Source organism: Nocardia sp. NPDC127579, from assembly GCF_042672005.1.
Taxonomy (GTDB): Bacteria; Actinomycetota; Actinomycetes; order Mycobacteriales; family Mycobacteriaceae; genus Nocardia.
This window is the reverse complement of the sequence record NZ_JBHXVZ010000008.1, coordinates 376,647-388,207: the sequence shown is the minus strand read 5'-3', so window position 1 is coordinate 388,207 and position 11,561 is coordinate 376,647. Positions and strand designations below refer to the sequence as shown.

General features: G+C 66.9%; 10 protein-coding genes and 1 pseudogene. 5 read left to right on the top strand and 6 right to left on the bottom strand.

The genetic code is table 11. The features are described from left to right. Positions 1-448: pseudogene (locus ACFVMC_RS26910) on the bottom strand (hypothetical protein); the annotation flags it as partial. A 117-nt stretch (positions 449-565) separates the two neighbouring features. Here ACFVMC_RS26910 and ACFVMC_RS26905 point away from each other — a divergent pair. Beyond that, complete coding sequence (locus ACFVMC_RS26905) at positions 566-2,062, top strand: glutamine synthetase (protein WP_379214720.1); 1,497 nt, start codon at positions 566-568, stop codon at positions 2,060-2,062. 12 nt (positions 2,063-2,074) lie between these two features. Here ACFVMC_RS26905 and ACFVMC_RS26900 read toward each other — a convergent pair whose 3' ends face one another. Continuing rightward, positions 2,075-2,977 carry a class II glutamine amidotransferase gene (locus tag ACFVMC_RS26900; RefSeq protein ID WP_379214718.1) on the bottom strand — a complete coding sequence of 301 codons (903 nt, stop codon included), beginning with the start codon at positions 2,975-2,977 and terminating at the stop codon, positions 2,075-2,077. Between the two features lie 150 nt (positions 2,978-3,127). Continuing rightward, positions 3,128-4,351, bottom strand: coding sequence for a helix-turn-helix domain-containing protein (locus tag ACFVMC_RS26895; protein ID WP_379214716.1), 1,224 nt, complete (start codon positions 4,349-4,351; stop codon positions 3,128-3,130). 497 nt (positions 4,352-4,848) lie between these two features. Between ACFVMC_RS26895 and ACFVMC_RS26890 the strand changes: the two genes are divergently transcribed. Further along, positions 4,849-5,670: a CocE/NonD family hydrolase C-terminal non-catalytic domain-containing protein gene (locus ACFVMC_RS26890; protein WP_379214715.1), complete on the top strand. Its 822-nt coding sequence runs from the start codon at positions 4,849-4,851 to the stop codon at positions 5,668-5,670. 46 nt (positions 5,671-5,716) lie between these two features. Here the strand turns inward: ACFVMC_RS26890 and ACFVMC_RS26885 are convergent, their stop codons facing one another. The 3 genes from ACFVMC_RS26885 to ACFVMC_RS26875 are packed head-to-tail and all read right to left on the bottom strand — an operon-like array spanning position 5,717 to position 8,428. Beyond that, positions 5,717-6,697 carry a transporter substrate-binding domain-containing protein gene (locus ACFVMC_RS26885; protein ID WP_379214713.1) on the bottom strand — a complete coding sequence of 327 codons (981 nt, stop codon included), beginning with the start codon at positions 6,695-6,697 and terminating at the stop codon, positions 5,717-5,719. A 16-nt stretch (positions 6,698-6,713) separates the two neighbouring features. Then, positions 6,714-7,487, bottom strand: coding sequence for an amino acid ABC transporter ATP-binding protein (locus ACFVMC_RS26880; RefSeq protein ID WP_379214711.1), 774 nt, complete (start codon positions 7,485-7,487; stop codon positions 6,714-6,716). After that, positions 7,484-8,428, bottom strand: coding sequence for an amino acid ABC transporter permease (locus ACFVMC_RS26875; protein WP_379214709.1), 945 nt, complete (start codon positions 8,426-8,428; stop codon positions 7,484-7,486). The genes ACFVMC_RS26880 and ACFVMC_RS26875 overlap by 4 nt, the downstream gene beginning before the upstream one ends. 203 nt (positions 8,429-8,631) lie before the next feature. Between ACFVMC_RS26875 and ACFVMC_RS26870 the strand changes: the two genes are divergently transcribed. The 3 genes from ACFVMC_RS26870 to ACFVMC_RS26860 are packed head-to-tail and all read left to right on the top strand — an operon-like array spanning position 8,632 to position 11,550. Beyond that, positions 8,632-9,357 carry a GNAT family N-acetyltransferase gene (locus tag ACFVMC_RS26870; protein ID WP_379214707.1) on the top strand — a complete coding sequence of 242 codons (726 nt, stop codon included), beginning with the start codon at positions 8,632-8,634 and terminating at the stop codon, positions 9,355-9,357. A 1-nt stretch (position 9,358) separates the two neighbouring features. Next, entirely contained in the window at positions 9,359-10,396 is a 1,038-nt protein-coding gene (locus ACFVMC_RS26865; RefSeq protein ID WP_379214705.1) for an LLM class flavin-dependent oxidoreductase, read from the top strand. A 59-nt stretch (positions 10,397-10,455) separates the two neighbouring features. Further along, complete coding sequence (locus ACFVMC_RS26860) at positions 10,456-11,550, top strand: MFS transporter (RefSeq protein ID WP_379214703.1); 1,095 nt, start codon at positions 10,456-10,458, stop codon at positions 11,548-11,550. Positions 11,551-11,561: the final 11 nt, after the last annotated feature.

The following is an 11,561-nucleotide window of genomic DNA, read 5'->3' as shown; positions in this document are numbered from 1 at the left end:
AACACAACCCCGAAACTGGCACGCACCAGAAATCGTCGGCAGACATCATGCACTCAAATCGCCTGCGACGTAGGCATATTGAGTGCCGTCCAACAACCAGTGACGCCTCGAACACCATGTAGGCCAGCACCGCCAGCAGGCCCGCGGCCAGGCCGGGAACGCGGCCGAGGCCGTGTGAGACATAGCCGTAGAACGCGCCGGTGGTGGTGATGTACCGGCTCATCGCGATGTATCCGACCGCGAAGATGGTCAGTACCACGGTCGCCACGACGAACGCCGCGGGTGCGCCCACGCCGTTGCCCAGGGCGACCGACGCGGGCACGTTTCCGGTCATGGCGGCGATCGGCGCTGCGGTCGCCACCGCCATGAAGACCACTCCGAACAGTCCGATCGCCCGTGGCTTCAGTCGATCCACTCTGTATTGCTGAATATTTGCTGACTTGCTCATGGTGGACGAACCTTCCGGGTGTAACAAGGATTTCGCGGTTCCGAGAGGGCACCGCACTGATTGTCTGATGGTGAACCCTGAATGGTTTGCGCACAAGAGATTCGAGCTAGATCGTTTATGCTCGAAGTCGCTATTGACTTCGGCGCTGCCACCCGCTCATTATTTGAGATACCACTTCGGCTCGTGGGCTGTGCTCACGCAATCACCTTAATTGCGCCTCTGATTCGGTGCGTACAGCCAAATTTGATTGGGGATCCGGAAATGACTGCGATAATCGAGAATGGTCGGGAGCCGAAACTGATGGCGGTCGAAAGCTTGGCCGGCGCGGGCGTGAACAGCGTCATGCTCGGCTGGATGGACACCGCCGGGCTGTGCCGGTCCAAGGCAGTTCCCCTTGGGCGGCTGGCGCACGCGCTGCGGGACGGCATCGGGACCTCACCGGCCCTGGACGTCGCACTGGTCGACGACTCGATGACCTCCACGCCCCATATCGAGGGCCCGGTGGGCGATGTGCGCGTCTTCCCCGACCTGTCCCGGTTGACTGTCCTTGCGGGCCAGCCCGGTTGGGCTTGGGCCCCGGGCGACCGATTCGAGCAGAACGGAGATCCCTATCCGGCGTGCCAGCGGCACTTCGTGCGGCGGATTGTCGACGCCGCGGCGGCGCTGGGGCTGGAAATCAAGGTGGGGATCGAGACCGAGTGGATCGTCACTCGCGACAACGGTCGCGGCGGGGTGGAGTATGCGTGCCAGGGGCCGGCCTACAGCATGGCCCGCGTCGCGGAACTCCCCGACTATCTGGACGAACTGATGCGCGTGCTGATCGATCAGAAGATCGATGTGCTGCAACTGCATCCCGAGTACGCTCCGGGGCAGTTCGAGGTGTCCGTCGCCGCTGCCGATCCGCTGGCGACCGCTGACACCACCCTCCTGCTGCGTGAGTCGATCCGCGCGGTCTCGTTGCGGCATGGGTTGCAGCCGATGTTCGGCCCGGTCGCGGAGGTGGGCGGGGTGGGCAACGGTCGCCATCTGCACCTGAGCGTCTGGCGGGATCGGGAGAACCTCTGTGCCGGCGGCTCCGGACCATTCGGAATGCAACCGACGGCCGAGTCGTTTCTCGCGGGCATACTGCGGGAACTCCCGGCGCTGCTGGCAATCGGCTCGCCGACGCCGGTGAGCTACCTGCGCCTGGGACCGCACCTGTGGGCAGGTGCCTTTCACTGCTGGGCGCTCGAGAACCGCGAGGCCGCATTGCGATTCATCGCGGGCGAACCCGGACAGGAGGCCAAGGCCAACGCGGAGATCCGCTGCTTCGACCCGGCCTCGAGCCCGTACCTGCTGGTGGGCGCGGTCATCGCGGCCGGTCTGGCGGGGATCCGCGACGCCCTTCGGCTCCCCGCGCCGGTGGTCGGTTATCCCGGCGACGAGAACGGCCAGCCGTTACTGCCCGGCTCGCTCCTCGAATCCGTCACCGCTTTCGAGAGCTCGGAACCACTTCGCGCGGCTCTCGGGGAGGTGCTGTTCGATGCGGTGCTGGCTGTGCGGCGCGCGGAGCTGCAATTGTTCGCGGACATCGCTCCTGCGGACGCGGTGATCCGTACCAGGCATCGATACTGACACCTGTCACGGTCATCGGCATCCGCTGCCGCATGTCATCAGATCCGGCGCGGTGGTCTCCGCCGGGCCGGCGAGCCCTGCGTTCCCACCGGAGTCTCCAGTGGGAACGCACCGGCCGGCGAGCTCGGACTGCTCCAGATCCTGCAGTGTCAGGGGAGCTTTCAAGGCGCCGAACGGATGGTGGGACTCGTGTGTGCGCCCATCCGTGACGACCAGTTCGCCGGATTCCAGCAAGGTCCAGTGCGGGTTGTCGTCGAGTTTCGCGCTGGCGAACACGTAGGCGGGCACCCGCCGGCCGTCGCTCGACTCGCCGAAGCCGCCGCTTTCCGGTGTGAGCATCCACAGCTCTTCGGTGTCCGGGTAGCGCAGTGCCCACACCCGGCCGGACTCGGCCAGGAGAAAGTTGAGCGAGTACACCGGTACCTGCTCGGACACCGTGCGGATCGCGGAGATGATTCCGGCCGTGGTATCGCCGAGCCGTTCGATCTCGTGCGTGACCCAGGCGGCGAGGACCTCGGAGTCGGTGTCGCCCTTGATCAGAGCCCGGTCGCGGTCGTCGAGCCAGGACTCGATGAGTTCCTTGTCGCGGAAGCAGCCGTTGTGGGCGAAGAGCCGTTCGCGCATCGTGAAGGGATGGCAGTTGCGCACATCGACTTTGCCGGCCGTGGCGAACCGGATGTGACAGACATAGGTGTGCGAGCGGACATTTCGCGCGATCTCTTCCAGATAGGTGCCCTCGAGGGCGGAGATCGGCGCTCGATCCAGCACCGGTTCGTTGCCGAGCGAGAACCACCCGATGCCGGTGCCGTGCGGGTGTGCCGAGCTCTGGTGGCGCAGGTTGTTGGCGGCGTCGAGCAACCAGAAGGATGCCTGCGCACGCTCCTCTCCGGTGGTTAGAGCAAAGAGGCGACACATACGAAATGTCCTTTCCGTCCGGGGTTTCCACGGTTGGTAACCGAATATTTGCCGCGCGCAGCATAGCGTCTCGTCGCATGCCCGTATGCGCAGCGTATACCGGTGAAAAGGGCGTGTTGGGGTGGTTGCCCGATCTGGCTCAGCGGCTCGCTAGCTCAGTCCCGCCAGTGCGGCGAGGCGATGGATCTCCCGGCGTGCGATGACATTGCCGCGTCTGAGGACCTGCTGGATGCAGCGGTGTGCGGTCGCGTCGTAGCGCAAGTCTTCCGGTGAGATCTCCGCGGCGCGCGACAATGCCAGCACCACCGAGGCGTCGTCGCGCCGGGCCGCATAGGCGTTCGCCTGATAGATGTAGTACCTGACTCTCCGGGCCGGTGCGTGCTGCTCGGGGATCTCCAGGCGGTCGGCGATGCGCAGCACCTCGTCCGTCGCGTTGTGTTGCGCCGCGATCTCCATCTCGGTGAGCGAGACCTCGATCGGGCCGAACGGAATCATCGCGATGTCGACGTCGTCACCCAGTTCCGCGGCGGCTGCGCGGGCCTCGGCGATCAGGCGGTCGGCGTCGGAGGACGCTCGTTCGAAGGCCGCCGCTCGAGCCGCGACCAATCGCAACGCCGAACAGAGTCGAAAGCTGTCCTCGTCGCCCCGGCCGGTGCGTTCGAGCCGGGTCGCGGCCGCGAGGGCGTAGGCTTGGCTCGCGTCGAGGATCGAGAGATCCAGCAGCGATTGACTGACATGCCAGGCGCTGATCGCGATCAATTCGGGGGAATGCAGCTGCGCAGCGGTGCCGATCGCCCGATCGGCGACCGTCGAGGCCATGCTGTGGCTGCCGGTGCCGGCCAGGAGTACGCGAGCCAGATGGTAAGCGCCGACCAGGAGTTCGCCGCTGCGTTGGTCCTGTAGCCGCCACCGCGCGGAACGACACTTTCGCAGTACGGGGGGCAAGGCCGACGCCAAGTTGGCGTACCGATCGTAGGCGCCGGTCCACTGCGTGCGGCAGCGCTCGAGATCCTCGGCGAGATCGGTGATCGATCGGTTCTCCGCTGGGCTCGCGATGCCGCGGACATTCAGTGCGGGGTGGTCGATCACCGCCTCGTGCAGTGCGTGCAGAATGGGCTGCTCGGGCGTCAGTCGCCGGGATTCCGGTACCGGCCAATCGATCAGTTCCGCTGGATTGTCTACCTGGAGTACATGGGCCAGGCGGGTGACCACCTCGATGCTGTCGAGTTGACTGCGGCCCGATTCCACGAGGCGCAGCCACTCCTCGCTTCTGCCGACCAAGCCTGCCAATACCCGTCGCGACAAACCACGTCGACGACGTCGTATTTGCAGCCGCTCACCGATGCTCAACGAGTCGAACTGCACAGAGCCCATGAGAACACACCTCGACGTCGAACGGACAGGTCTTCAACAGTATCGCCGATCGGAGGGTCGATGTCGGCCGAATGGATCTGTAACATGTTGCTGGACAACAGATTACGGGATTCAGGGCCGAATCCATCGCGTTCTCGGCAATGCTGCAATTCGGCGAGTGGGATGCGAAATATCGCACAAGCCGGATTTGTCCATTATGAAATTTCGTCGAGCCGGTACCGTCGTCAGTCGAGGTGGCAAGCATCAGCCACTCTAGGGGGACTCGGTCGCAGTATTCCAAATACTATGGGGTGCAAGTATTTTTGGGGATAGGTATCCGGACTCTGCGTGCAGGGGACTGATCGAATCGCTTCCTGGCTAGAGATCGAGCTCTTCCGGACGACCGCCAGCTGGGCCGAGCAGACCATTCCGGCGAGCGACGGTGTCGAGATCGACGCCTTCGCTGCTGGCCGCTCTCGCTGCGCCGCCGTCCGCTGGTCGTCCTTTCGGCCGGTCCGGTGGCGGCGGGGCGGGATACGCTCTGGGTTCAGATCGTTCAGCTGGTGCTGCGTGGTTATGCCGTGGTCGCCTACAGCGAGCGCGAGCTGGGCCGCTCCGAGGGGAAGTTGACCGTCGCGTCGCCGCAGGACATCCAGAATGCCCGGAGAGTCATCGATTGGGCGCTCGCGAACAAGTATTACCAGCGATACCCGAGCCCGAAGCAACTGCTCGGCGATCACGGCACTTTGGAGACTTTCTGGCTGCTGGGCCTGCCCGCATCGGTCACCGACGCGGCGTTCGACTGGCTCGACCACTATCTGTCACAGGTCTTCGCCATGAAGCAGATCATCGGCGACGGCATTGCCGAACGATTGTTCCGGCCGCGCACCATGCCGCTGCCCGAAGTGGACCGCAGCCACTGCGGCGTTTGGAGATTCGCGTCTCCGCTGGCCAAGCCGGCGCGTATCGCCGGAATCCCCCGACTCCGGCTCTCGGTCACGCCGCCGAAGAAGGCGATCTCGATCTACGCCTACTTCCTGGACCTCAATCCCATCACCCGCGCCATGCGGATCATCACCCACGCTCCCTGCACCGTGGTCAACCACAAGCCGGGCGTTCCGGCCGCGGTGGACCTGGAATTCCAGCCCGCCGATCACCAGATCCCCGCGGCACATGATCTCGTCCTGATCATCGACGCGGAGGACAAATACTACGAGGGCGGCGACCCGGGGGATCGCGCTGAACCCGACGGCGCGAACCCGGGTGTCGTCACCTTGTCCAACCTGCACGGCGAAGCCGTTTTACGTATGCCGATGGGCCCGCTCATCGTGCAGGAGTAGTAGCCCGACGCGATCCGCCCCGGCGGTTGCCGGGGCGGATCCGCGCTCACCGCCGCTGTCTGGGCAGTCCCGGCGGATTGACCCGCGAATCGTCGACCGCTTCGCCGCGCAGTCCCCACCGGTCGATGACCTGCTGGTAGAGCCCGTTGTCGATGGCGTAGCGCAGGGCTTCGTGGATCGGGCCGATCAGGCCGTTGTCCTTCTTGGTAAGCACCGCGATCTCGGCTTGCAGTGCGTCACCGGCGCCGGAGAAGCTCGCGACGACCTCGGTCTGCCCGGAGGTCGCCGAGTGGTAGACCGCGATCGGGTTGGGGCCGAGGAAACCGTCGATCCGGCGCGAGGCCAGGGCCAGGTAGTAGTCGGTGGTCTGCTGGAAATAGGCGATATCGATCGGCGCGAGACCCTTGGCGATATTCGCCCGGTTCCATTCCAGCAGCAGCTGTTCCTGATTGGTGCCGCTGCCGACCGCGATCCGTTTGCCCGCCAGTGACTCCACGCCCGCGAAGGACCACCCGGGATTCTTCGGGACCTCGAGGGCGATGTTGTCGAGCCGGTAGGTGGCGAAGTCGTACTTCTCCTTGCGTTCCTCGGTGACGGTCACATTGGAGATGAAGGTGTCCACCTCGCCGGAGTCGACGCGCACGAAATTCTGCGACCAATCGGCGGCGCTCAGATCGGGGTCGAGCCCGAGGATGTCGGCCACCAGATAGGCGAAATCGATCTCGGAGCCGACCAGGGTGCGGTCGTCGGTCGCGTAGAAGCGCAGCGGCGCACCGCTGGTCGCGGAACCGGTGACGCGCAGCGTGCCGCGATCACGGATTTGCTGCGGCACCTTCGCGGCGATCTCCTCGACGCGCTCGGCCCGCACCCGGGTGGCCTGCTGCGGGGACAGGTCGTAGGTGTGCCCGGCGACCGAGCGGACCTCGTCGAGATTCTCCCCTGAACCGCAGGCCCCGGTGATCAGGGCCGCGGCGGTCAGGGCGGCTGCCGTCCAGCGGCGACGTAATCCCGTGCGGGCGAACAACATCGGATTTCCTTTGCGGTCAGAGCACATGGGTGAGGAATGCCCGGGTGCGCGGATGGGTCGGGTGGTCGAGCACCTGGCCGGGTGGTCCCTGCTCGACGATGCGCCCGGCATCCAGCAGCACCACGGTGTCGGCCACCTTGCGGGCGAACCCGATCTCGTGGGTGACGATCACCATGGTCGCCCCGGAGCCGGCCAGGTCGGCGATCACATCCAGCACCTCGCCGACCAACTCCGGATCCAGCGCCGAGGTCGGCTCGTCGAACAGCAGCACCCGGGGCCGCAGAGCCAGCGCGCGGGCGATCGCGACCCGCTGCTGCTGGCCACCGGAAAGCTGACGCGGATAGGCAGCGGTCTTGTCGGCCAGCCCGACTCGTTCCAGCAACTCGCGCGCGGCGGTCTCGGCGTCGCCGCGGCGGCGGCCCTGGGCGGCCACCGGTGCCAGGGCGACGTTCTCCAGGGCGGTCAGGTGCGGGAAGAGATTGAAATTCTGGAAGACGAAGCCGATCCGGGATCGCTGCCGCAGGATCTCGCGTTCGGGCAGCTCGTGCAGCTTGCCGCCGCTGCGGCGATAGCCGATGAGTTCACCGTCGACCCGCACGATACCGGCGTCGACCCGCTCCAGGTGATTCACCAGGCGCAGCAGGGTCGATTTGCCCGAGCCGGACGGGCCGAGCAGCACCGTCACCTCGCCCGGTCGCACGGTGAGATCGATGCCGCGCAGAACCTCGCTGCGCCCGTAGGACTTTCGTACGCCACGCAGTTCGACGGCGTACTCTTCGGTCGCGCTCATCGCCGCTCCCGGGTGATCGCGGCGAGGTGACGGCGCACCCGCTGCCACGGGGTGGGCGGTAGTTCGCGCCGGCCGCCCTTGGCGTAGTGCCGTTCGATGTAGTACTGCACCACGGTGAGAATCGTGGTGAGCACGATGTACCAGACCGTGGCCACCATGAGCAGCGGCACCACCCGGCCGTTCCGGCCGAAGATCACCTGCACCTGGTAGAACAGCTCGGCGATGGCCATGACCGAGACGATCGAGGTGCCCTTGAACAGGCTGATCACCTCGTTCACGGCATTCGGCAGGATGCTGCGCATGGCCTGCGGCGCGACAATGGTGAAGAACTGCCGCCGCCACGGCAATCCGAGTGATCTGGCCGCCTCGAGCTGGCCGGGGTCGACGGAAATGATGCCGGCCCGGATGATTTCGGCCGAGTACGCCGCCTGGTGCAGGGCCAGGCCGATCACCGCCGCCGTGAACCCGCTGATCACCCCGTTCACCTCGACGCTGAAAAACGATGGGCCGAACGGTATTCCGAGGGTGAGCGTGCGATAGAGATAGGCGATGTTGAACCAGAACAGCAGCTGCACGATGAGCGGGATCGACCGGAAGGCCCAGATGTAGGTCCAGGCGATGACCTGGAGTACCGGATTGTGTGACAGGCGGCCGATCGCCACGGCGATGCCGAGCGCGAAACCGATCAGGGTGCCCCAGAATGTCAGCTCCACGGTCACGCGCAGCGCCCGCAGGACGGCATCGGCGGTGAAATAGTCGGCGAAACTCGGCCAGTCCCATCCGGGATTCGTGGCCAGGCCGTGCGCGAACTGCGCGACCAGCACCAGGGCCACCGCGGCGACGACCCAGCGCCATGGATGCCAGGTCCGGGCGATCGGCAAGGTCTCGTCCGGTGCGCCCGCGTCCGGCCGCCGTGCGGCCCGTGCGGCGACGGTTGTCATGAGTTGCTCCCTGGGTTCTCGGGGACGCTCCCGAATGGTGGGGTCGACGCTACGAACGCCGATCGGCGCTGTCGCCGGTCCCGATCACCGTGAATGCAATCGTTCCGGGCGCGCATTCGAATTGCGATGAGCGCAACCGGTGTTCGGCACCGGTCCGCTTCGCTACCGTCCTCCGGTCCGACGTTGTCGTGGAGGAGTGTGCGTTGACCGCTGAATCTGCCGTCTACATCGAACCCGGGCTGCATCCCCTCGACGATCCGGTGCGGGCGTCGCTGCGCGGGCAGCACCGGGAGTTCGCGACCTGGGTGGGACGAGTCGGGCGCTACGACCCGCGGGTGGCGCGATTCTGCGGTCATCCGCCGGTGCTGGACGATCGGGATTGGGCCGATCTCGCCGCACTCGTCGGTCCGGGCGGCGCGGCCGCGCTGCGCGGCGGCGGGCATGTGCCGCCGCCCGGCTGGACGATTGTGCGTGAGTTCGGGTCCGTGCAGATGGATGGCTCCGGGCTCGCGGTGTCCGCCGACCCCGAACTGGTCGTGCTCACCGCCGCCGACGTGCCCGAGATCCTGGAGTTGATCGCGCGCACCGATCCCGGCCCGTACGCGCCCCGGACCATCGAGATGGGCGCCTATCTCGGTGTGCGCGTGGACGGGCGGTTGGTGGCGATGGCTGGGGAACGACTGCACCCGCCGGGCTGGACCGAGATCAGCGCCGTGTGCACCGACGCCGAATTCCGCGGCCGCGGTTATGCTTCGCGGCTGGTCCGCGCGGTGGGCGCGGGCATCCGGGCGCGTGGGGAGATTCCGTTCCTGCACGCGCTCGCCACCAACACCACGGCGATCCGGCTGTACGAGAGTCTGGGTTTCACAGTGCGCCAACGGTCCTCGGCCATGATCGTGCAGGCGCCGGCCGCCTACGGGCGGAACTGAGGTGGGCGTGCCACGGATCGCGGCGCTGTCGTTCCTCACCCCCGGCAACTATCCCGACGACGACCCGGCCGGGGGGCTCGAGGACACGCTGCGGCTCTTCGAATTCGGCGAGCTGCTCGGCTTGAACGGCGGCTGGATCCGGCAGCGTCACCTCGAGCACGGCGTCGGCTCGGCGGCGGTGTTCCTGGCGGCGGCCGGACAGCGAACCCGGCGAATCGAGCTGGGAGCGGCGGTGATTCCGATCGGATACGAGAGCCCGTTCCGGCTCGCCGAGGATCTGTCCATGGCCGATGTCCTGTCCGGTGGCCGTCTCCAACCGGGCTTCAGCGCGGGCACACCGCCGCACGCCGACCTCCTGGGTGACCTGGTGTTCGACGGTGACTGGCGCGGCTACGACCTGTCCTACGGGCGGATCTCCCGGCTGGTCGAGAATCTGCGCGGTGGCTATCTGGGCGCCGCGGACACCGTCATCTCCTCGCCCGGCAACACCCAGCGTCCCCGGTTACAGCCGCACAATCCCGGACTGATCGACCGGCTGTGGTACGGCGGCGGCAGTTCCCGCTCGGTGCGCTGGGCAGCCGACAGCGGGCTGAACCTGCTGCTCGGCAATGTCGTATTCGCCGAGCACAGTGGGGATTTCGGTACGGCGCAACGTGTGCTGTCGGAGGAGTATCGCCGCCGCGTCGACCCGTCGCGCCCGGCCCGGGTCGCGGTGGGGCGGGTGATCGTCCCGACCGACAGCGCCGACCGAGCCACGCGCGAACGCTACCGGCGATACGCCGCCGACCGGCTCGAGCGCACCCGCAGCCCGCAGGGCGAACGGCGGATTCTGTTCGCGCCGGATCTGGTGGGCACCGCCGCGCAGATCCTCGAGCGGCTGCACGCCGACCCGGTACTCGCCGGGATCGGCGAGCTGCGCCTGGAATTGCCCTACGAATTCCATCGTGAGGACTACGAGCAGATCCTCCGCGACAGTGCCGAGCTGATCGCCCCGGAACTCGGGTGGCGGCCCGCGTTCGCGTGTACACCAGACCTGTGATGGCTGAGCGTATCGAAACTGGTAGGGACACAGGGATATTGATTGCCGGTGTGGCGGCGGTGGCGCTTAACCTGCGTCCTGCGGTCACCACGGTCGGTCCCGAACTGGATTCGATCACAGCGCATTTCGAGGTCGGGTCGCGGGCGGGCGGCGTGATCACAGCGCTCCCGTTGTTCGCGTTCGCGCTGGTGAGCTTGGCGACGCCGATCATTCTGGCCCGGATCTCGGTGCGGACCGGACTGCTGTGGGCGCTGACGTCGATCGGCGCGGGTCTGGCGGTGCGCCCCTGGGTGGGTGTCACGGGATTCGTGCTCGCCACGTTTCTGGCCGCGGTGGGTGCCGGTCTGGCGACCGTGCTGCTGCCGGCGCTGATTCGAGGGGGTGGCAGCACGCGAATCCTGGTGGCGACCTTCACCACCGCGTTGCAGGCCGGCGCGGTGCTCGGGTTCGCGGTCGTGGTTCCGCTGTCGCAGTGGCTGGGCTGGCAATGGGGTCTGGCGCTCTGGGCGGTACCGGCGCCCCTGGCCGCCGTGCTGCTCTGGCGCGGGCATCGTTCGCCGGCACCGGCCGCGCTCCCGCGGGCGGTCGCTCCGCTGCGATATCTGCGTCGTACGGGGAGCACTCGGCTCGCGCTCTTCTTCGGGTTGCAGGCCATGGTTGGATTCGTGGTGATCGGCTGGCTGCCGTCCGTACTGCGCGATGCCGGGGTGAGCGCTGTGGCCGCGGGGGGCTATCTGGCACTGCTGACCTGTGTCGGGGTGCCGGTCAGCCTGTTCGTGCCGCCACTGGTGGCGGGGTCGGCCCGGCCCTCGCGGTGGCTGGCCGGGTTCAGTGCGTGCGCGGTCGCCGGGATTGTCGGATTCCTGGTGGCGCCCGGTGCCGCACCGCTGGTCTGGTCGCTGATCCTGGGTCTCGGGATGGCGGTGTTCTCGCTGGCTCTGACCGTGATCACCGTGCGCGCCGACACCGCGGGCGAGGCCGTGCTGCTATCCAGTGCGGTCCAGGGTGTCGGCTATCTGATCGCCGCTCTCGGCCCGTATGCGATCGGAGTGTTCCGACACCTCGGTGAGAGCTGGACGCTGCCCCTGTGCGCGCTGCTGCTCACCGCGATCGTGCAGACCGCACTCGCAGCGACCATGGACAGACACCCTTGACAGCCGACCAT

Excerpts from the sequence above, each read along its gene's own strand:
- ACFVMC_RS26905 (WP_379214720.1), top strand. The coding sequence starts at position 566 with ATGCTCGAAGTCGCTATTGACTTCGGCGCTGCCACCCGCTCATTATTT.
- ACFVMC_RS26900 (WP_379214718.1), bottom strand. The coding sequence starts at position 2,977 with ATGTGTCGCCTCTTTGCTCTAACCACCGGAGAGGAGCGTGCGCAGGCA.
- ACFVMC_RS26895 (WP_379214716.1), bottom strand. The coding sequence starts at position 4,351 with ATGGGCTCTGTGCAGTTCGACTCGTTGAGCATCGGTGAGCGGCTGCAA.
- ACFVMC_RS26885 (WP_379214713.1), bottom strand. The coding sequence starts at position 6,697 with ATGTTGTTCGCCCGCACGGGATTACGTCGCCGCTGGACGGCAGCCGCC.
- ACFVMC_RS26880 (WP_379214711.1), bottom strand. The coding sequence starts at position 7,487 with ATGAGCGCGACCGAAGAGTACGCCGTCGAACTGCGTGGCGTACGAAAG.
- ACFVMC_RS26875 (WP_379214709.1), bottom strand. The coding sequence starts at position 8,428 with ATGACAACCGTCGCCGCACGGGCCGCACGGCGGCCGGACGCGGGCGCA.